At 60.6% G+C, this 19,875-nt stretch carries 16 protein-coding genes and 1 tRNA gene; 8 read left to right on the top strand and 9 right to left on the bottom strand.

From position 1 onward, the window contains the following. Positions 1 to 95: 95 nt before the first annotated feature. Positions 96 to 173, bottom strand: a tRNA-Val gene (locus LRS06_RS09560). A 404-nt stretch (positions 174 to 577) separates the two neighbouring features. On the opposite strand from LRS06_RS09560, the gene LRS06_RS25375 reads away from it, so the two are divergent. Then, the gene (locus tag LRS06_RS25375; RefSeq protein WP_308239891.1) at positions 578 to 1,486 is read left to right on the top strand and encodes a TerB family tellurite resistance protein; all 909 of its coding nucleotides are present in this window, start codon (positions 578 to 580) and stop codon (positions 1,484 to 1,486) included. A gap of 80 nt (positions 1,487 to 1,566) precedes the next feature. Here the strand turns inward: LRS06_RS25375 and LRS06_RS09545 are convergent, their stop codons facing one another. Next, positions 1,567 to 2,712: a mechanosensitive ion channel family protein gene (locus tag LRS06_RS09545; protein WP_257871286.1), complete on the bottom strand. Its 1,146-nt coding sequence runs from the start codon at positions 2,710 to 2,712 to the stop codon at positions 1,567 to 1,569. A gap of 122 nt (positions 2,713 to 2,834) precedes the next feature. Next, a complete protein-coding gene (locus tag LRS06_RS09540) occupies positions 2,835 to 4,061 on the bottom strand; it encodes a Glu/Leu/Phe/Val dehydrogenase dimerization domain-containing protein (RefSeq protein WP_257871285.1) in 1,227 nt (408 codons plus the stop codon). Between the two features lie 242 nt (positions 4,062 to 4,303). Between LRS06_RS09540 and LRS06_RS09535 the strand changes: the two genes are divergently transcribed. After that, complete coding sequence (locus LRS06_RS09535; protein WP_196955482.1) at positions 4,304 to 4,612, top strand: helix-turn-helix transcriptional regulator; 309 nt, start codon at positions 4,304 to 4,306, stop codon at positions 4,610 to 4,612. A 129-nt stretch (positions 4,613 to 4,741) separates the two neighbouring features. Here the strand turns inward: LRS06_RS09535 and hemA are convergent, their stop codons facing one another. Then, complete coding sequence (gene hemA, locus LRS06_RS09530; protein WP_257871284.1) at positions 4,742 to 6,019, bottom strand: glutamyl-tRNA reductase; 1,278 nt, start codon at positions 6,017 to 6,019, stop codon at positions 4,742 to 4,744. A 296-nt stretch (positions 6,020 to 6,315) separates the two neighbouring features. Here hemA and LRS06_RS09525 point away from each other — a divergent pair, with 296 nt between their 5' ends. Then, a complete protein-coding gene (locus LRS06_RS09525) occupies positions 6,316 to 7,500 on the top strand; it encodes a HAMP domain-containing sensor histidine kinase (RefSeq protein ID WP_308239890.1) in 1,185 nt (394 codons plus the stop codon). A gap of 208 nt (positions 7,501 to 7,708) precedes the next feature. On the opposite strand, the gene LRS06_RS09520 is transcribed toward LRS06_RS09525, so the two are convergent. From LRS06_RS09520 to LRS06_RS09505, 5 genes are all read right to left on the bottom strand, one after another. Then, positions 7,709 to 8,794 carry a lipocalin family protein gene (locus LRS06_RS09520; RefSeq protein ID WP_257871283.1) on the bottom strand — a complete coding sequence of 362 codons (1,086 nt, stop codon included), beginning with the start codon at positions 8,792 to 8,794 and terminating at the stop codon, positions 7,709 to 7,711. Positions 8,795 to 8,847: 53 nt separating this feature from the next. Beyond that, entirely contained in the window at positions 8,848 to 9,495 is a 648-nt protein-coding gene (locus tag LRS06_RS09515; RefSeq protein WP_257871282.1) for a carboxypeptidase-like regulatory domain-containing protein, read from the bottom strand. Between the two features lie 81 nt (positions 9,496 to 9,576). Then, positions 9,577 to 10,293, bottom strand: coding sequence for a carboxypeptidase-like regulatory domain-containing protein (locus tag LRS06_RS09510; RefSeq protein WP_257871281.1), 717 nt, complete (start codon positions 10,291 to 10,293; stop codon positions 9,577 to 9,579). 7 nt (positions 10,294 to 10,300) lie between these two features. Then, on the bottom strand, positions 10,301 to 10,663 hold the full coding sequence (locus LRS06_RS25525) for a carboxypeptidase-like regulatory domain-containing protein (protein ID WP_374679441.1): 363 nt from the start codon (positions 10,661 to 10,663) through the stop codon (positions 10,301 to 10,303). Positions 10,664 to 10,671: 8 nt separating this feature from the next. Further along, entirely contained in the window at positions 10,672 to 11,079 is a 408-nt protein-coding gene (locus LRS06_RS09505) for a hypothetical protein (RefSeq protein ID WP_257871280.1), read from the bottom strand. Positions 11,080 to 11,266: 187 nt separating this feature from the next. On the opposite strand from LRS06_RS09505, the gene LRS06_RS09500 reads away from it, so the two are divergent. The 5 genes from LRS06_RS09500 (at position 11,267) to LRS06_RS09480 (ending at position 19,868) form a co-directional block, all read left to right on the top strand. Beyond that, positions 11,267 to 13,045, top strand: coding sequence for an amino acid permease (locus LRS06_RS09500; protein ID WP_374679421.1), 1,779 nt, complete (start codon positions 11,267 to 11,269; stop codon positions 13,043 to 13,045). Between the two features lie 99 nt (positions 13,046 to 13,144). After that, complete coding sequence (locus tag LRS06_RS09495; protein WP_257871279.1) at positions 13,145 to 13,528, top strand: DUF4011 domain-containing protein; 384 nt, start codon at positions 13,145 to 13,147, stop codon at positions 13,526 to 13,528. Positions 13,529 to 13,565: 37 nt separating this feature from the next. After that, complete coding sequence (locus LRS06_RS09490) at positions 13,566 to 18,044, top strand: DUF3320 domain-containing protein (protein WP_257871278.1); 4,479 nt, start codon at positions 13,566 to 13,568, stop codon at positions 18,042 to 18,044. Positions 18,045 to 18,255: 211 nt separating this feature from the next. Then, positions 18,256 to 19,248, top strand: a complete 993-nt coding sequence (locus tag LRS06_RS09485; protein WP_257871277.1) for a lipid A deacylase LpxR family protein — start codon at positions 18,256 to 18,258, stop codon at positions 19,246 to 19,248. Positions 19,249 to 19,295: 47 nt separating this feature from the next. Continuing rightward, on the top strand, positions 19,296 to 19,868 hold the full coding sequence (locus LRS06_RS09480; protein ID WP_257871276.1) for a hypothetical protein: 573 nt from the start codon (positions 19,296 to 19,298) through the stop codon (positions 19,866 to 19,868). Positions 19,869 to 19,875: the final 7 nt, after the last annotated feature.

Raw genomic sequence — 19,875 nt, 5'->3', positions numbered from 1 at the left:
TATCAAGTGGTGGCTGAGGATAGCTTGTTTAAACCAGCGTTTAAACCAAAAGCAAAACAGGCACTCAGCATTGCTGCTAAGTGCCTGTTTCTCAATGGTGGGAGATACTGGGTTCGAACCAGTGACCCTCTGCTTGTAAGGCAGATGCTCTGAACCAGCTGAGCTAATCTCCCATTTCCTTCCCGGCTACGTGCCGTTTGGGATTGCAAATATGGGAGGTGTTTTTGATTACACCAAACATCTGGTGGATTTGAGGCTATATTTTTTCTGTGTAAAAGGTCTTTAACGGGCCGATAAAGGCATAAATTATTCAAAATCAGAAACGTGTAGCGCGTAAATTTTTTCAAGAAAAATCTGCGTGGGCCTAGAGTAAAGAGAGGCCGATGTGGGGAGGGAAACAATTATGGGCTCCAAAACGCTGTAGCGCCGCGAGCAAATACACCGTAACTAGCGAAGCCTCTCGTGAACTAACAGAGCGGCCCGATAGGAATATGGCCGGATCCAAAGTCAACATTCCTGAGAGCGGGCCGTTAAGAACCCCGGAACTGTTTTTGTTTTCTCCCAAAACTCCCGCATCATGAATGATACCCAACTGCTCCAGCAGTATTCCGAACCCGAAAAAACAGCTTATCTAAGCGTTATTGCCAGCCTGGCCTCCGCCGACCGCGAAGCATCAGCCGCCGAAGTAGAGTTTTTGCAGCAGCTGGCCCAATCGGCTGGCCTGAGTAGCGGTGCTGCGCAGCAGGTTATTGCTGCCGCCCAGGACTCTACGAACGAAAGCGTGAAAAGCAACCTGGATGCCCTGCGCCAGAGCGACCTACGCTTCTCTCTGGTGACTGACCTCATCAGCTTTGCCCGTGCCGACGGGGCTTACTCCAATACGGAGGAAGAAATGGTCAACAAGATTTCAACCTACCTGGGCATCACACCCCAACAGACGCACGCTTTGGAGCAGGTAGTGGACCAGGCCGCACAGGTGCCGCACTCGGCTAGCGACCCGGCCAAGCAAAGCTTCCTGGGCGGTATCGGCGACAAGCTCGACAGCGTGGGCATTCCGAAAGGAGCGTTGATGGCCGGCCTGCTCGGCGTGGTAGCCCCTATGGTTATTTCCAAAGTGATGAGCGGCCGTGGCAGCCAGATGGGCGGCATGGGCGGTGGCCCGCTTGGTGGTAGCATGGGCGGCCTGATGGGCGGCGCTATGGGTGGCAGCTCGATGGGCGGTTTGCTCGGCGGCCTGCTCGGTGGTGGTCTGCTAAGTGGTGTGCTCGGCGGCGGTGGCTCGTCCAACACCGGCAGCTACGGCAACTACCCGCAACAGGGTACGCACACCGGTAGCGGTGGCCTGGGTTCTCTGGTATCTATCTTAGGTGGTCTGGGTGGCCGGCCCAACTCGGCGCCGCGCAGCGCCGGGGGCGGTGGCCTAGGCGGCCTGCTCGGTGGCAGCGGCATGGGTGGCCTGCTAGGCGGCCTGCTGGGTGGCCGCTAAGCAGGGATAATCATTACATAAAAAGCGCCTGCCCGTAGATACGGGCAGGCGCTTTTTATTGAACAGGAATGGTCTGCTTTCTACTCTGACCCAGCCGGGCTAGGATTGCCGCCCAGCCCACCAAGCGGACCGGACAGCTGCACCACGGTGGTACCCGCGTTGGCAAACGAGCCGCCGTGCTGCTCCACTGCGTGAATCAGCTCATAGTTCAAGGCTTCCTTGGCGTTCAGGTACTCATCGTAGCTGGTGGTGTTCACGAAGTACTGCACGGTTACTTCCTTGGCCGTGGGCGTGAGGGCCGCAAATTTCACCTCGGGCTCGTCCGTCACCAGCGGATGCGCTTTGATAACGGCGCGGGCGTCTTCCACAATGGCACGGAGCTGCTCGCTGGTGGTGAGTTGGCTAAGCGAAAGGGTGAATCCTACGCGCCGGGCCGTGCGCAGCGAAAGGTTGTCCAAAGGCTTGTCAATCATGCTTTTGTTGGGCACTGTTACGTAGCTTTTTTCGGCCGTGCGCAGGCGCGTGCTCCGGAAGCCGACCTTTTCCACTGTGCCCGTAATGCCGCCTACCATTACTAGGTCGCCCACGGCAAAGGGCCGGTCGAGGAAGATGGTAAAGGAGGCAATGAGGTTTTCGAGGCTTTCCTTGGCGGCAAACGCCACCGCCAGCCCGCCAATGCCCAGGCCTCCGATAAGGGCCGTGACGTTGACGCCAAACACCCGGCTCAGCATAATCAGAAACGTGAGCGTGAGCACCAGCACCTTCAGCAGGTCTTTGGCGAAGGGAATCAGCTGGTTGTTGAGCCGTGAGGGCGTAGCCTCGGCCCGGCGCTGAAATACCAGCACCAGAAAGTCAATCAGGCGCAGCCCGATCCAGCCGATGCCCATAAACACGGCCAGCTGAAACAGCCGGAACAGGGCCACCTGCGGCCACGGCTCGTTGCGCGTAAGCTCCGAGCTGCGCACGGGGTAGTCGAGCACCTGAAACGCGAAATAGGCCGTAATCAGGAAGATAACAATGGACAGCGGCTGAATAAGCAGGGCCTGAAACTGCTGCTCCGATACGCCTTCGGTGCGCTTGCGAATGGCCCGGAACACCAGCTTGGAGAGCAAGCGGGAAAGCAGGGTTTTGAAGATGTAGCCGAACAGCAGAATGCCCGCGCACCACAGGTAGGCCGCTAGGTCATTGCCGAGAAACCGAATCCGCAGAATTTCCTGGAAAGTCATGATTGGGGTCTTGGGGGCTTAGGGTCTTGGGGGCTTGGATTTTGGAAGATATTCCCGTCAGCAAACCGTTGTTTACCGGAACATCAACCAAGTCCCTAAGTCCCCAAGACTCCAAGTCCCTTCTATACTAATTGCCTAAAAGCCAGCTCGAAGGAAGTCATGGCCAAGCCGGTGCGCTGCTCGCCCTGCTGGCGGGTGCGGGCCAGGGCCGAGCGGATGATGCGGGAAGTGTCGCTGAAAATGGCTTCGTCGGTGATTTCCGCGTTGGTTTCCATGAGGTAGGCAAAAACCCGCGCCATGCCGCAGTTGGCAATGAAATCGGGAATGACCGACACGTGCTGGTCGGCGTACTCGCCGGTGGGGCCGAAGAAGATTTCCGGGTCCTGAAACGGTACGTTAGCCCCGCAGCTGATAACCTCCAGCCCGGCCGCAATCAGCTGTTCTACCTGGTGCTGGGCCACGAGGCGCGAGGAGGCCGCCGGAATAAAGATTTCGGCTCCGCTGCTCCAGATTTGCCGGTTGATGTCCTCAAACGAGAGCAGGTTGTCGGCCGTGAGGGCGTTGCCTTCGCGGCGCAGAAACAGCTCCCGGATTTCCTCGAATGAGAAACCCTCGGGCTTGAGCAGCCCCCCGGCCCGGTCGATGATGCCGGTGATGCGCACACCCTGCTGAGCCAGGTAATAGGCCGCCGCGGCGCCCACATTGCCCCAGCCCTGGATGATGGCGCGCTTGCCGGACAGCTCTCCGCCCCAGAGCTCGTAGTAATGGCGCACGGCCTCGGCCACACCGTAGCCCGTAATCAGGTCAGCCACGGTGTAGCGGCGGCGGCGGTCGGGGGTAAACTCCTCGTTCTCCACCACCTTGATGACACCCTGACGCAGCTGGCCCACTTTCTGAATCTTCTGGGGCTCAGTGGCGCGGTAATGGCCGTTTACCACGCCTTCCTGCGGGTGCCACAGGCCGTAGTCTTCCGTAATCGGAATCACGTCGTGGATTTCGTCCACATTAAGGTCGCCGCCGGTGCCGTAGTAGCTTTTCAGCAGCGGAATCACGGCCCGGTACCAGCGCTCCAGCACGCCCCGCTTGCGCGGGTCCTGGGGGTCGAAGTTGATGCCTGACTTGGCCCCGCCGATGGCCGGCCCGGACACGGTAAACTTCACCTCCATGGTCTTGGCCAGGCTTTCTACCTCGCGCTTATCCAGGCCTTTGCGCATGCGGGTGCCGCCGCCGGCTGCCCCGCCCCGCAGGGAGTTGATGACGACCCAGCCTTCGGCTTCGGTTTCGGCATCTTTCCATTCAAAAACGATTTCCGGACGCTTGTTTTCGAACTTGGCTAACAGGTCGCGCATGGGCAGAATAGGGGAGGGTGGGTGGAAAACGGGTTTCGGGCAAAGGTACGCACGCCCCGTTAAGCCTGCCAGATTTGGATATTTTAGCGCTATGGCGGTCTAATCAGCTCAGCCCGGCAACTCGGCTTCAGGAACATGCCCAAATCTTTTTCGGGCGCAGCTACGTTTGGGTGGAACTTTGGAGGTACTGTATAGCGTATTAGCCATACTCAACTCCCCCGCCGTTTTACACTCATTTTTGTATGAAACCATTGCTTTCTCGCGTCGAATCGAAGAAAGTAGATAAGGCTGCCGCGATGCTGAAGGTGCTGGCGCACCCCAAGCGTCTCGCCATCGTTGATCTGCTGGGTAAAGAAGACAAACTGACGGTCACGGAAATCTACCGCAACCTGGATTTGCCACAAGCTATTGCTTCTCAGCACCTCATCACGCTCAAAGACCGGGGCATCCTGTCTTCGTTCAAGGTCGGCACCAAGATCTACTACTCGCTTTCCATTCCCAAACTGCTGGACGTTATCGATTCGCTCGAAGAGTGCTGCGATACAATCTAAGGTGGTCACCAGCCTGCCACACTGCAGAATCGCCGCTTTCGAGCGGCTTTTTTGTGGCCTTAAGCCAAACGCCAGCGCCCCGCTATTTTTTACAATAGCGGGGCGCTGGCGTTAAAAGTAGAATGATAACTAAGCTGAAGCAGGCTGCTTTTCCAGGTCGAAGAGCTCCGACAGCACGTCAATGAGCTGCTCGGCGTCGTTGCGGCGGCACACGGCTTTGAGCTGCAGTACGCGCTGCTTGAGCACTTTCTGCATCAGGTTGCGGGTGATGTCGTCGAGGCGCTTGGCTTCCTCGGGCGAAAGTTTTTTCTGGTGGCGGTCCAGCTCTTCCTGGCGCAGCTGCTCCAGCCCGGCCTTCATCCGCTGAATGAGCGGTGACACCAGCATATCCTTGGCCCAGTCGGCGAGGCCGGCAATGCTTTCGGCAATGATGGCGCGCACATGCGGTACAGCGGCCAGGCGCTGCTCCAGGGCAGCCGAAGCCTTGCTCTGGATGGCGTCGATATTATACACCAGCACGCCGGGCACCTGCTCCACGTCGGAGGCAATGCTGCGCGGCACGGAAAGGTCGATGAAGAACTTGTAGCTGAGCACTTCCAGCCGCTCCACCATGTCGTGAGTGAAGAACGGCTCGTCGCGGGCGATGCTGCTGATAACTACGTCGGCGTCCTTCATGCCGGCTACCAGCTGCTCGAAGTCCAGCACCTTCAGACCACATTCCTGGGCCAGGGCGTCGGCTTTGGAGCGGGTGCGGTTGCAGATAGTCACGTTCTGAAACACCTTGCTGTCGCCGAGGTGGCGGCACACATCCGCCCCAATTTCGCCCAGGCCGACCACCAGTACGCGCGGGTTGGCCACGTCAGCGGTCAGCTCTTCCACCAGCTCCAGCGCGGCATAGGCCGTAGAAGCAGCCCCGTCGCGGAAGGAGGTTTCCTGCTGCACGCGCTTGTTGGTGAAGAATACCGTGTGCAGCAGGCGGTGCAGGAACGGTCCGGCCGCATCGGCATCGGCCGACCACTGGTAAGCCGTTTTCACCTGGTTGCTGATCTGCAGGTCGCCCACCACCTGAGCATCAAGGCCCATAGCTACCTCAAACAGGTGCTGCACAGCCTCTTCGTAGGTGTTCAGCAGGTCGAAGTACGGATAGTACTCCGTGATGTCGGTATCGGTGATGCCCTTGAGCTGGGCCAGTGCCTCGATGATGGCGGGACTATGGTCGCGGTCGGCGGCGTAGTACACCTCCGTGCGGTTGCAGGTGCTCAGCACGAGTAGGTCCGAAAGGCCTAGGTCGTGGTGCAGGATGTGCAGAAAGCGGCGGCAGGCCGTCTCGTCCAACGCAATAAGCTCGCGAATGGCGAGCGGCGTTTTTTTAAAGGAAAGACTAACGGCCTTGAACGGGTGGAGCATAGCGCGGACTAGTGCGTATGGTAGGCGGCAAAATTACGGTACAATTCAGTAGGATGCTAACAGCCATTTATAGTCCGGGGTTCGGTGGGGAGGGCAGATAGGCCGGAAAGGGTTGAAAAGGCCCCTGCTACCGGGAAAGGATGATAAAAATCATCTGCTTACCTACTCGGCATTCCATCATCATGGGATGCCTGGGCGTAGCAAAAAAGTCAAAAACCCGCCCGCGAAGCCCGTACTTTCGTACCCGTAACCCAAGCGCCCGGCCTCCGACCGGCCCACCTTTCCTTTGCCGCTCTGTGCCTTCTCTGCCTATCTACGACCAAAAGTCCCGCATCAAGCTCGTCATTGTGGGCGTGGCCCTGTTTATCGGGGCCATTACGGTGATATACACCAACCTGCTGGTGCAGCGCCTCTCGGAGCGGGAGCAGCAGCAGATTGACCTGTACGCCCGCACGCTGCGCTTCATGATCAGCTCGGAAGTGGACGACGCCAACACCAACTTCGTCTCCAACGAAATCATTGACGCCAACAAAACTATTCCCGTTGTCCTTACCGACGGGGACGGCAACCCGCTGGACGCCCGCAACCTCACCGTGCCGGCCGGGCTGTCGGAGGAAAAGCGCACGGCGTTTCTGCGGGCCGAAGTTGAGGAAATGAAGCAGCTGCACGCGCCCATTGTGGTGGAGCTGGGCGCCGGCCTGCGCAACTACATCTACTACCGCGACTCGGTGCTGCTGGGGCAGCTGCGCACTTACCCGCTGGTGCAGCTGGCCGTGATTACCTGCCTGGGTGTTATTGCCTACTTCGCCTTCAGCTACTCGCGCCGGGCCGAGCAGAACCGCGTGTGGGTGGGCCTGGCCAAGGAAACGGCCCACCAGCTGGGCACCCCGCTGTCGTCTCTGATGGCCTGGCAGAGCTACCTGGCCGAGAGTGAGCGGTTCCGGGACGAGCCGATTGTGGAAGAGCTGAGCAAGGACATCCGGCGGCTGCAGATTATTACGGAGCGGTTCAGCAACATCGGCTCGGTGCCGATTCTAAAGCCGGAAGACATTGCCGTTACCACCCGCAACGCCATTGAGTACCTGCAGAGCCGCTTGTCGCGCAAGGTGGTGTTCACCATTCAGGATGATCTGCCGCCCGGCACCACGGCCCAGCTGAACGTGCCGCTGTTCGACTGGGTGATTGAGAACATCTGCAAAAACGCCGTAGATGCCATGACCGGCCGCGGCAGCATCACGCTGCACCTGCGCCGCCCCGTGCGCAGCAAGCACCAGATTGCCATCGACATTACCGACACGGGCAAAGGCATTCCCAAAAGCAAGCTTGATCGGGTGTTTCTGCCGGGCTATACCACCAAAAAGAGGGGCTGGGGCCTGGGCCTAGCGTTGGCCAAGCGTATCATCGAGAACTACCACGAAGGCAAGCTCTTCGTGAAGCTGGAGCGAAGTAGGCCGCGGCACCACCTTCCGTCTGGTACTTAATGAGTAGCAATGACTTAGCGAGTTCGGTGTGTCATTGCGAGCAGCGCGAAGCAATCCGTCCCGGACAACGTGCTGAGCCCTGAAAGGTGAAAAGCCCCTGACGTTATGCGCTGGCGTCAAGGGCTGGCTGGTAAAAGAATATGTCTGGTGCTGAAAAGGACGGATTGCTTCGCTTTGCTCGCAATGACACGCCGAACTCACCATCTCACTATTTCACCACCTCACCACTTTCCTTCCCCCGGTTGGTGATTTCGACGTAGCTGTTGCCGGTGACGGGGCGGCCGTGGTGGGTGCCCGTGACGCGGCACATGCCTTCCCAGTAGCTCATGCCGATGCCCGCAAACAGCCTGAGCGTGAGCTCCTGATCGGCCATAACGGGGGTGATGGTGAGGTCGTAGCCCTGGCTGGGTACGCGCAGGCGCCACTTGCTGGGGTAGCGCCGCCGGGTGGTGGGGCTGGTCCAGTAGTCTAGGGTTTCGAGCTGGAAGTCGGAGCCGGCCAAGTGGGTGTTCTGTCCCTGCGGCCCGAAGTGGGAGCCGCCGTTCACGGCCTTGCCGGTTTTCTTGTCGAACAGGTGGTAGGCCATCAACTCTTCCCGGGGCTCGTCGAGCTGAAGGCTAAACCAATCCCAGCCAATGCCCTTGTTGGTGACGGAGTTGCAGTTCCACTGCCGGTCGTACCACAGCTCGCCCTCCACCTCGTGGACTTTGCCATCGACCTCAATCGTGCCGGTGGCCTGAAGGCGCGGGTAGCTGTAGTAGCCGGCCCGGGCCACGCTGCCGTAGTTTTCGTAGCCGGTGCCGCCGTGCAGCAGAATGGGCTTGCTGGGCACGGTGCTCAGGCTGATGGCCTGGCCGGGGTGCTGGGCCATGCGGGCCTGCAGCTGGTAGCGGCCTTCCTGCCCGGTTAGCGTCCATTGCTGGTTTTGCTTGGTCATGCTCAGGGCCAGGGGCAGGGTAGGGGCCAGCAGCGCGGGAAGCTTCTCTACTTTATAGTCGTAGCGGAACTGCTGGGTTTTGGGGTCGGTGAGGGCAAAGTTCACCATCTGCCAGTCCTGCTTGCCGGTGAGGTTGAAGTGGAAGAAAACGTACTCCACCCCGAAGGTTTCGCCGGTAGTCTTGTCGCGCAGGTGGCCGGTGAAATACCACCACTCCAGGGAGTTGCGCGCGTGTACGGCCTCTTCCTGCGGCAGCTGAGCCCGCTCCGTGAAAACGTCGTACTTGTTGGTGGGCTTAAGCACGCAGCCCGAGAGGGTGCCTAAAAACAGCAGGGAAGCCAGCAGCAGGTGTTTCATACTGCCGGAATAAGGCTTTTGTGGCGGGAAAGGTTTGGTGGGTAGGTTGGATTCTAGTGCAATGGGGGCTTCTGCGGTGACTCAGGCCGCATTAGCAAGCCTTTGACTCTTTCTCCATCAGGAATGCGGGCCAGACGTATGGCAAGCGAGTTAACAGCATCGCGGGTGTTTAGGAGCGTGTCTTGTGGCAAGTAGGTCAACTCGCTTCCTCTTATCCGTAGCTGCACGCGCCCATCCTGCACGGGTGCCCATTCCCGGAGCATAATGAAACTGAAATTGCCCTGCTCATCGGTCATAGCTCCGTACTCCGTGTCGCCAATAAGTACCCGAGCCCCGGCCACACCCTGATTCGTTGAGCCTTCCACCACGCGGCCCCGAATGATAATTTGGTTGTCGGGCACCTGGGCAGAAGCGTCGATCTGCTCAGTGCCAAGCTCGGTTTGGGCGTGGGGAGCAGCCGTTTGGCAGCCGGTGAGCAAGGGCTTGAAGCCTAGCACGGCTACTGCGGCAACCAGCCAGCGGCGCCAACGGGGCGGGGAAGTTGCTACTGGCTTGAACTGATGGGCCCGGAAGGAGCCACAGACGTTGGTAGTCTGGCTCTGAGCAAGCCACGCCACTACCTCCGCCTCCGTCATACGTGAGAAATCCACCACTTCGTGCTGGCAGCTTCCGCAGAAACGGCCGGCAGCAGTTGGCGTCATGGCAACCCAAGGTTGGCCGCAGGGCTGGGGAATGTTGATCGTATTCATAGAGTCAGTCGGGGAAGCAATGCATAATAGATTCTACCGGCGAAACAGGTTGCCAATGCGTTGCCACCACCTCATCGGGAAGGGAATAGACTCCCAGTTGCCTGTTACATTCTCCACTAACACAACTTGTATCTCCCCGTTTCGCGGAACAGCTACCTGTTGTGTCTCAAAGCCCACAAAAGAAAAAACCAGGTTGGTACCTGAAGCAGCTGCTTCCTTTTCTAGGAGCAACTGAAAGTACCCATCCGAATCGGTGCTGGTGTCTAGCTGCGTGCCTTGCAGCTGCACAGTCACGCCAGGCAAGCCCATTTTCTCATCCAGCACCCGGCCTCGTATCAGTACAGATGTATCTGAAATGCTGACTTGCCGGGTTTCTGAAGCGGTTGTATAGCTTATAGGTAGAGCTTGAGTAGGCTTCAGCTGCTGCCCCAGCTGCGAAACCGACGCCTGCGCCTGCGCGCTACCTGCTACAGCCTCGCCCAACCCCAGCGTCAATGCCGCCGCCGCCAGCCACTGCCGCCACGGCGTAGACGCCGCTGGCACTACCAACGGGCGGTTAAGTTGCTGGGATGTGAACCGGCCGCAACCGGTGGCGGGCTGCCGGTGTAGAAACGCCAGTAGCTCGGCGTCGGTCATGCGGGTGAAGTCGACCACGACTTTATTGCAGGCGGCGCAATGGCTGCCCTGGGTGGCGGGCGTCATGTCCGACCAAGACTCTCCGCAGGGTTTTGGAACGTTGATGGTAGGCATAGCTTATTTAAGTAAGGAACGTCTGCCGCAGAACTTCTAGTTTGATGCGAAATAGCTGATAGGCAGTTGGCCGGCTAACCGATTGAAGGAGCCCAATACCTCCAAGTATCATCCCTGTATAGCGAGACTTTAGCTTCATAACTGGCACATGCGCCTTCCCGGGTGCCAATCGAACGGGCCGTTCTGCGCTTTCGTAATCGGCCGAAGAAAATCGAAGCGTAGTCTTGCTCTTCTGCGTTTCTAAAGCGTCCACAATAATTGTAAATGAGCCATCAGCGGCCGTTTGGGCTCCCGCAGTATTGTCATCAAGCATCACAATTACACCGCTTATGCCCTGGCCCGTTTCCTGATCAACAACACGGCCATACAGCGTAGCCTTTACTTTTTTAAAGCTTTATCACTAGAATCCGAGGGACGAGACTTCCCATGAGCACCCTCCGGCTCCGGCTGCTGCCCCAGTTGCGAAACCGGCGCTTGTGCCTGCGCGCTGCTGGCTACCACCTCACTCAGCCCTAGCGCCAAAGCTGCGGCGGCCAGCCAGCGGCGCCACGGCGTGTGCGCCGCTGGAACCGCCAAGGGGCGGTTAAGCTGCTGCGAAGTGAACCGCCCGCAGCTGGTAGCGGGCTGCCGCTGCAGAAACGCCAGCAATTCTGCGTCGCTCATGCGGGTGAAATCAACCACGACTTTGCTGCAGGCGGCGCAGTAGCGGCCTTGGGCGGTGGGCGTCATGGCGGCCCAGCTTTCGTGGCAGGGCTGGGGAACGGAGAGGGTAGGGCGGGCCGGCATTGGTAGTAAGACTAGGTTGCTTTGTTGATGCGCCCGCCGGCCGGATTCCACACGGATACCCTATCATTTCCCCGGAAAAGCGGCTGCCTGCTCGCCGGTAGGGGCTGAATACCGCGCCCCGCCGCATTATTCTCTATCTTTTGGCCCTGAAATTCCCTTACCCTCTCTCCCAGCCCCTGCACCCACTTTGTCTACTCCGCTACCTCCCTCGCGTATCAGCGGTCTGTTCCGCCGCAAATCCCTGACGGATCTGCTCGTTAGCCCGCCGGCCGATACGGACCTGCACGGCACTCACCCTGGTCAGCATAGCCTGGCCCGCCACCTCACCGTGCGCGACCTGACCTCCCTGGGCATTGCCGCCGTTATCGGGGCCGGCATCTTCAGCACCATCGGCAACGCCTCCCACGACGGCGGTCCGGCCGTGTCTTTGCTGTTTGTCTTCACGGCCATTGCCTGTGCCTTCTCGGCGCTGTGCTACGCGCAGTTTGCGGCTACCATTCCGGTGTCGGGCTCGGCGTATACCTACGCCTATGCCTCCTTCGGGGAGCTGGCCGCCTGGATTATCGGCTGGGCCTTGATTATGGAATATGCCGTGGGCAACATCGTGGTGGCCATATCGTGGAGCGACTATTTCACCGGGCTGCTCTCGGGCATAGGCGTGCAGGTGCCCGTCTGGCTTACCATGGGCATGCAGAGTGCCCACAAGTACTACAACGAGGTATTGGCGTTGATGCAGGCCAACCAGCCGCTGCCCGCCGCTGAATCGGCGCAGATGGTGGGCTACCGCGCCTGGAGCACGGCCCCGGAGTTGCCCGGCGGTTTGCGCCTGGTAATTGACCTGCCCGCTGGCCTCATCACCCTGCTGATTACGGCCGTGGTGTACATCGGCATCAAGGAATCCAAAAACGCCTCCAACCTGCTGGTCCTGCTCAAGCTGATTGTGGTGGCTACCGTCATCGGCGTGGGCGTGTTCTACGTGAATCCGGCCAACTGGAGCCCATTTGCGCCCAACGGCGTGGGCGGGGTGCTCAAGGGTGTATCGGCAGTGTTCTTCGCCTACATCGGCTTCGATGCCATCAGCACCACGGCCGAGGAGTGCAAGAACCCGCAGCGCGACCTGCCCCGGGCCATGATTTACGCCCTCATCATCTGTACCGTGCTCTACGTCATCATCACGCTGGTACTCACGGGGATGGTAAGCTACACGGAGCTGGGCGTGGGCGACCCCCTGGCGTTTGTGTTTCAGAAAGTGGGCCTCAACTGGCTGGCCGGCGTGGTGGCCGTGAGTGCCATCTTCGCTATGGCCTCGGTGCTGCTGGTGTTCCAGATTGGTCAGCCCCGCATCTGGATGACGATGAGCCGGGACGGACTGCTACCGCCGGTATTTGCCAAGGTGCACCCGCGGTTTCACACGCCCTCGTTCAGCACCATCGTCACGGGCTTTTTCGTGGGCGTGCCGGCCATGCTGCTGAACATGGACCTAGTGATTGACCTGACCAGCATCGGTACCCTGTTTGCCTTTGCGCTGGTGTGCGGCGGCATCCTCGTCATCGACCCCTACGGCCGCTCCGATGCCCGCTTCAAGGTGCCCTACATCAACGGGCAGTTTCTGGTGCCGCTCATCATGCTCATCGGGCTGGGGCTGCTGTTCCTCTACAACCAGGCCGGCCTGCGCGAGTTTGGCAGCGCCGTGCGCGGCGACGGGGGCTACGAGGAGTTCCGCCACTACATTCCGATGCTGGTCTTCATTTTGTTCTGCCTCGGGCTGGCCTGGCTGTCGTTCCGCAAAAAGCTGAGCTTGCTGCCCACCCTAGGCTTGCTCACCAACCTCTACCTGATGACGCAGCTGGGCATCAACAACTGGCTGCTGTTCTTCGGCTGGCTGATTATCGGGCTGGCGTTGTACTTCAACTACGGCTTCAAGCACTCCAAGCTGGGCCTGAAAAACCGCCCGGCCGTTAGCTAGGCCCGGCCGCTCTGGTTACTTTTTCCAAACCCGTCAGCTGTTGCAGGTGGCGGGTTTGCTGCGTCTGGCGCTTGGTTCAATGCGTATTTATCCTGCTTTATGATGCCCGCTGATGCTACGCTTGCCGCTCGCCTCGAAGCCTCCCGCCAGGAACTGCTGGACCTGGGCCTGCGCAACCCGCTGCTCAACTTTCGTTCTTCCCCGGCGCGGGGCGTAACAGTGGTGCGGGAGCAGTCGGCGCAAGTGTTTGATAGGCTGGTGCGGCAGGGCAAAACCATGTACTTCGCCCCCGCGCCGGAGCCAGATAAACCTACGCTACTGGCCGCCCCGTTGCCCACCGAAACGGGAGTAGTCGCGTCCGAAGCCACCAATCCGGTAGCCGCCGACGGCGGAGCTGCGCAGCGCGAGCGAAGCAACTCCGCCTCGTCAGAACGACCGTCGTCAGGCTCCCCCCTCTCCACGGGAGAGGGGGGCGGGGGGTGAGGCCCTGCCCGACAACAAGCTGCAAACCGATGAGCCGGTGGCTAAGCTGGAAAGTCGGCTGCTCAACACCTACTACACGGCCCGCACCAGCTTGGAAGAAACCGGCGTGAACATCCTGTACCTGTCCCTGGGGCAGCTGAGCTGGTACGAAGCCGAAAGCAGCGCGGAGCCGCGCCAGGCTCCGCTGGTGCTGGTGACAGTGGTGCTGGAGCGCGGCGCAGTGGCCGAGCGGTTCAAGCTCACCTATTCCGGCGCCGAAGTAGAAGGAAACCTCAGTCTGCAGGCCCGACTCAAGGCTGATTTCGGCATTGTCCTGCCCTTGCCCGACTTCGATAACCAGCCGCTGCCGGAGTATTTCGCCGCGGTGCGCGCCGCCCTGGCCGGGCGCAGCCGCTGGACAGTGGAAGCTGATGCCATGGCGCTGGGTTTTTTTTCCTTCAGCAAGCTGCTGCTTTACCGCGACCTGGACCCATCCACGTGGCCCACCAATTCCGACGGTACATCTACGCTGTTGAAGCATCCGGCTATCCAGGCTTTGCTGGGCCAGGAAACCGGCTTCACCGATGCGCCGCCCAGCGTAGAGGAAGAGGCCTTTCTCGATACCGAAAGCACGGCCCACGAGCTGCATCAGGTCCTCGACGCCGACTCCTCGCAGCTGCTGGCTTTGCTGGCCGTGCAGGAAGGGCGCAACCTCGTCATTCAGGGGCCGCCGGGCACGGGCAAGTCGCAGACCATTGCCAACCTGCTGGCCGAGGCCATTGGGGCCGGCAAGAAAGTGCTGTTCGTGGCCGAGAAGATGGCCGCTCTGGAAGTAGTGAAGCGCCGCCTCGATGCCCTGGGCCTGGGCGCGGCCTGCCTGGAGCTGCACAGCCACAAAGCCAACAAGAAAGCTCTGCACGAAGAGCTGCGCCAGACGCTAAGCCTGGGCCGACCCACCGCGGCCACCAGCGTGGAAGACCAAATAACCCAACTGCCGCGCTACCGTCAGGCCCTCAACGACTACGCCCGGGCCGTAAATGCGCCCATCGGCCACAGCCGCCGTACGGCCCAGCAAGTAGCCGGTGAGCTGCTGCGCCTGGCCGAAGAGCGGGGCCCGGCGGAGCTGCCGCGCCTTGCCTTTGCTGGCCTCAGCCGCTGGACCGACGCCGACGCCTCCCACGCCGAAAACCTGGCCGCCCGCCTGCAGGCTACGCTCCGGAAAATCGGCATTCCCAAAACGCTGCTGTTCTGGGGCAGTGAGTTGACGTTGCTGCTGCCCGCTGAGCAGGCGGCCCTGCCGGCAAAGCTGACGGCGGCGCAAGCTGCCGTAGCAGAGCTTGAAAGAGGAGCCCAGGCGTTGGCCCAGCACCTGAGCTTGCCCGCGCCTAGTGGCCGGGCCGCGGCCGAAGCCCTGCTGCCCGCCGCCCGCCATGCCCATCTAGCCCCGCCCCTGGGCCGCACGGCGCTAACCAACCCGGCCTGGGGGCAGCAAGCCGCCCGCCTCCACGAAATCATGCAGGCCGGCGCGGCCTACGCTCACCTGCACCGCCAGCACGAGGCCACGTTGCTGCCCGAGGCCTGGGGGCAGCGGCTGCCGGAAGAGCGGGCTGCTCTGCTCAGCTATGGCCACAAGTGGTGGAAGTTTCTGAGCGGTGACTACCGCCGGGCCCGCAAGCGCCTGCAGAGCCTATGGCGCGGTCCACTGCCCGAGGAGCCGGAAACCATAGTGGCCGTAATTGACGCCGTGCACGAAGCCAGCCGCTACCGGCAAATTATCGAAGACGCGGCTCCGCTAGCTGGCCCGCTGTTTGGCCCCGCCTGGCTGGGGCTGCGCTCTGACTGGACGACCCTCACCCGGGTAGCCGACTACCTTTTGCTGACGCACCAGCGCATTGCCCGGCAGGAGTTGCCCGCCGCTCTGCTCTCTTACCTGGAGCGGGCCTCCGGCCAGGGCAACGGCTTCAACTTTGCCACCTTGCCAGCGGACGTAGGGTTGGGTTCCGAATCCAGCCTCGATAACATTGCCGGATTACTTGCGACCCTCGAAGCTGCATTGGCCCAGCACCGAACGGCCCTGCAGGCGGTAGTGGATAGCCTGCAGCTGAATGAGGCCCGCCGCTTCGGGCCGGAAGGGCGGCTGCAGTTTCAGCCCTTCGACACCCAGCAAACAACGCTGGCAGCCTGGGCTGCCAATGTGCCGGCGCTTCAGCTGATTACAGAGTGGAACAACGTGGCAGCCACCGTGCAGCAGGAGCAGCTACCGGAGCTGCTGTTGCTGGCCGAAAGCTGGCCGGAAGCCCCAGGCTACCTGGCTGCTGCCGTGCGCCAGACCTGGCTGGAGTTTCTGCAGCGCCAGGCCTACGAGCAGCACCCGGCTTTGCGGCAGTTTGAGCGGGCCGGGTATGAGGAAATAGCCGCCCGCTTCCGCCAAGCCGACCAAGACTCGCTCTACCACAACCGCATCCGGGCCATGCGCCAGCACTTTGAGGAGCTGCCTAACCCGCAGGCCGGGGGGCAGATGCTCGTTATCCGAAATGAGTTTGCCAAAAAGACCCGCCACAAGCCCCTGCGCCGCCTGATGGAGGAAGCCGGCCGGGCTGTGCAGGCCATCAAGCCGGTGTTTATGATGTCGCCGCTGTCGGTGGCCAGCTTCCTGCCGCCCGGCGCGGTGGAGTTTGACCTGGTGGTGTTCGATGAAGCCTCGCAGGTGAAGCCCGTGGATGCGCTGGGGGCCATTGCCCGGGGCAAAAAGCTGGTAGTGGTGGGCGACTCCAAGCAGCTGCCGCCCACGTCCTTCTTCGACTCGCTGACCGGCACCGGCGAGGCCGCCGATGAGGAAAACGTGACGGCCGACATCCAGAGCATTCTGGAGCTGTGCAAGGCCCGCCAGATGCCCGAGCGGATGCTGCGCTGGCACTACCGCAGCCGACACCAGTCCCTGATTGCGGCCTCCAATCACCTGTTCTACGAAAACAAGCTGGTGGTTTTCCCCAGCCCCGGCAACCAGGGCCAGCTGGGGCTGGTCTACCATCATCTGCCCGAAACCTACTACGAGCGGGGCACTACCCGCACCAACCCACTGGAGGCCCAAGCCGTGGCCGCCGCCGTGCTTCAACATGCCCGTACCACGCCTCGGCTTACATTAGGTGTGGTGGCCTTCAGCACGGTGCAGCGCCAGGCCATTCAGGACGCACTGGAAGTGCTGCGCCGCCAGCACCCCGAAACGGAAGATTTTTTCGCGGCGCACCGCCACGAGCCGTTCTTCATCAAGAACCTGGAAAACGTGCAGGGCGACGAGCGGGATGTTATCCTCATCAGCATCGGCTACGGGCGCACCAGGGAGGGGTATTTGTCGATGAGCTTTGGGCCACTGAACGGGGAAGGCGGGGAGCGGCGCCTCAACGTGCTCATCACCCGCGCCCGGCAGCGCTGCGAGGTTTTCACCAACCTCACCGCCGCCGACCTGGACCTGAGTCGGACCCGGGCCCAGGGAGTGAAAGACCTGAAAACCTTCCTCAGCTTTGCCCAGCACGGCCGCCTGAACCAGAACGAGGAAACCGGGCGCGCCATGGATTCGCCGTTTGAGGAGGCCGTGTACCGCGCCCTCACGGCTCGCGGCTACCAGCTTCGTCCCCAGATAGGGAGCCAGGGCTTCTACATCGACCTGGCCGTGGTGGACCCCGACCAGCCGGGGCAGTACGTGCTGGGCATTGAGTGCGACGGGGCCATGTACCACTCCGCCCGCTCGGCCCGCGACCGGGACCGGCTGCGTCAGGAGGTGCTCGAAGCCGTGGGCTGGCGCCTGCACCGCATCTGGAGCACCGACTGGTTTCGGAACCCGGCCCGGGAAACTGAGCGGGCCGTACAAGCCATTGAAGAAGCCCGCCGCCTGAACGCCCTGGATGAGCTCAACGAGCCGGACGAAGAATTACTGCCCGAGCCAGCCGGATTGGAGCGTGAGGAGCCGGCCGCGCCCGATGCCAACCCGACCGTGGTGCCCTATCAGGTGGCCCTGCTGCCCGATGCCATCCGGCAGCAGGAGCTGCACCAATATAGCCTGGGCCAGCTGGCTACGTGGCTGAGCCTGGTGGTGCAGGTGGAAAGCCCGGTGCATATTGAAGAGGCCACCCGGCGACTAGCCACTGCCAGCGGGGCCAGCCAGATGGGCGCCCGCATCCGCAAAGTGGGGCGCGAAGCAGCTTTGCTGGCGAAAAACCTGTGCCACCTACGTCAGGAAGGCGACTTCCTGTGGACGCCCACCATGCAGACGCCGCCCCTGCGCGACCGAAGTCAACTGCCCGCCATTTCCCGCAAGCTTTCCTTTGTGGCGCCCGAGGAGCTGGCCCTAGCCCTGCGCACGGTGGTGGAGCAAAGCTTTGCCTTGCCGCGCGAAGCGGTATTTCTGCCCGCCGTGCGCCTGCTGGGTTTCGCCCGCCTCAGCGAGGAAATGCGCCTGCAGCTGGAGCCCGCGCTGGCCGGGCTGCTAGATAGGGGTGAGCTGGTGGAAGTGAATGGCGTACTGAAGCCGGCCGGCTGATAGAAACATCCCCGCTGGCCGAGTAGGATTCCCACAACGGTCATTTCAGGGCGGAAGTGACCATATAGAATTCTCCAAGCAGGCGTTTTACTCCCGAAATAGTTAACGGGAAATTTTCTCTGAATCAAAAAGCCAAGTACTACTCAGGGCTGGCCAAGTTGTTGGAAACCAACAAACCCGGTAGGCTGCCCCTGTGCGTATGTAGTTCCTGATGCTATGTTTTCGACTTCGCTGGGCCGTGGTAAGTGGGATGCTGGGCTTGCTACCGATATGCGCTGCTGCCCAGGTTTCAACCGATTCTATTAGCCTTAGCCCCGACCGCCTCATTGGCTACACCTTCGCCAACGACGCCCACTTCCGCACCGACTACTACTTCACCCAGGGCATGACGGGCACTGTGGTGCACCCCGCCCTGGCCCGGCTGCCCACTCACCACCTACTGCGCCTGGGGCCGGCCAAGGGTACCGAGTATTTTGGCATGCGGGTGCACTACGACGGATTTACGCCGCTGCGTATTCAGGATGCCTTCATTCGGGTGGGTGACCGGCCGTACGCAGCCTACCTCTACGCCGATTTCTTTCGCATCCTCAACCAGCCAACCCGCTGCTTCCGCCTGACTACCGGGCTGCAGCTCGGCGTTATCGGGCCGGCGGCTGGGGCCAAAGGGTTTCAAACCAAGCTACACGAATGGCTGGGCGCCCCCACGCCCCGGGGCTGGGACTACCAGATCCAAAACGACCTGGTGCTGGGCTACACAGGTCGGCTCGAAGGACAGCTTGCTCACGTGGGTCGAGCCGTGGAGCTGATCGGTGGAGCCACGGTTAGCCTCAGCTCCCTGCGTACCTACGCCGCAGCCGATGCTCGCCTGCGCGTGGGGCTGCTTAATCCTTATTTCGCGAATCTGGGCGTGAGCAGCCGCCCGGGCCGCCGGGAACTGCGCCGCGTGCAGCTCTACACTGAGTTTTGCCTCGAAGGCCGCGCCATGGGCTACGATGCTACCCTGCAGGGCGGTCTGCTCCGCCGCGACAACCCCTACGAGTTGCCTGCTCAAGCTATCAGCCGCACGGTGGCCATGGGCACCGGCACCCTGGGCCTGGGCTACGCCGGCGTGCGGCTAGAAACCTCCGCCCGTTGGAGTTCCCCGGAGTTCGAGGGCGCCCGCTCGCATAAATGGACGCAGTTCAGTCTGCTGGTGGGGTTTTAATGCTTAGCGGACGACAGCTTAATTATGAATCAATCTTATCTTGTGTCATGGTAAAATATTTAATGTGCATAATAGGAATATGGATGCTAAGCTGTAGCACTAAGCCGCCGCAAAAGGGCATTATGTTCAATGTAGATGAGCAACTTACCGTTTGGCTCCCAGCCCGACCGCGTGAGATGAACGCACAGAAGGCGCTCAATGCTAGCAACTCTCCGAGTAAGAATGATCCTATGGCTCATACAGCCCAGGTTTTTCGGCTTGAAGACCATATTGCGGTATACATAATTATTCGCATCCCATTATTGGAAGCACCTCAACTGCCAGTCGCTTTTGCCGAGCGCGAAGCGCATTATGTGAGCCGTACTATTCCGCTGATGATGGATCAGGCCCATGGTGAGCTGATGTCACAAACTATTAACAATCAAAACGGCGTTGATGTAATTATTTTAAAATACAAGACCATTAATGCTGCCGGAGTCTCCATTATTAAATACAGTTATAATGTTACCGTAAGAAATATAGTTTATCAGCTGTATTTCATTCCTAAAGACCAGCAGGGTGACAGTAACCAGGAAGAAAAGACGCGGTTCTTTAATCCTACAATCCTCGCCAAGCGCTAATACCGCC

Origin of the sequence: Hymenobacter sp. J193, from assembly GCF_024700075.1 — a bacterium.
Taxonomy (GTDB): Bacteria; Bacteroidota; Bacteroidia; order Cytophagales; family Hymenobacteraceae; genus Hymenobacter.
Note: the sequence above shows the minus strand (reverse complement) of the source record. Positions and strands in the feature narration are given on the sequence as shown.

What these genes read in the sequence shown, in the direction of transcription:
- LRS06_RS09485 (WP_257871277.1), top strand. Translation starts at nt 18,256, where the DNA reads ATGCTATGTTTTCGACTTCGCTGGGCCGTGGTAAGTGGGATGCTGGGC.
- hemA (WP_257871284.1), bottom strand. Translation starts at nt 6,019, where the DNA reads ATGCTCCACCCGTTCAAGGCCGTTAGTCTTTCCTTTAAAAAAACGCCG.
- LRS06_RS09540 (WP_257871285.1), bottom strand. Translation starts at nt 4,061, where the DNA reads ATGCGCGACCTGTTAGCCAAGTTCGAAAACAAGCGTCCGGAAATCGTT.
- LRS06_RS09535 (WP_196955482.1), top strand. Translation starts at nt 4,304, where the DNA reads ATGAAACCATTGCTTTCTCGCGTCGAATCGAAGAAAGTAGATAAGGCT.
- LRS06_RS09520 (WP_257871283.1), bottom strand. Translation starts at nt 8,794, where the DNA reads ATGAAACACCTGCTGCTGGCTTCCCTGCTGTTTTTAGGCACCCTCTCG.
- LRS06_RS09510 (WP_257871281.1), bottom strand. Translation starts at nt 10,293, where the DNA reads ATGCCTACCATCAACGTTCCAAAACCCTGCGGAGAGTCTTGGTCGGAC.
- LRS06_RS25375 (WP_308239891.1), top strand. Translation starts at nt 578, where the DNA reads ATGAATGATACCCAACTGCTCCAGCAGTATTCCGAACCCGAAAAAACA.
- LRS06_RS09495 (WP_257871279.1), top strand. Translation starts at nt 13,145, where the DNA reads ATGATGCCCGCTGATGCTACGCTTGCCGCTCGCCTCGAAGCCTCCCGC.
- LRS06_RS09480 (WP_257871276.1), top strand. Translation starts at nt 19,296, where the DNA reads ATGGTAAAATATTTAATGTGCATAATAGGAATATGGATGCTAAGCTGT.
- LRS06_RS09545 (WP_257871286.1), bottom strand. Translation starts at nt 2,712, where the DNA reads ATGACTTTCCAGGAAATTCTGCGGATTCGGTTTCTCGGCAATGACCTA.
- LRS06_RS09515 (WP_257871282.1), bottom strand. Translation starts at nt 9,495, where the DNA reads ATGACGCCAACTGCTGCCGGCCGTTTCTGCGGAAGCTGCCAGCACGAA.
- LRS06_RS09505 (WP_257871280.1), bottom strand. Translation starts at nt 11,079, where the DNA reads ATGCCGGCCCGCCCTACCCTCTCCGTTCCCCAGCCCTGCCACGAAAGC.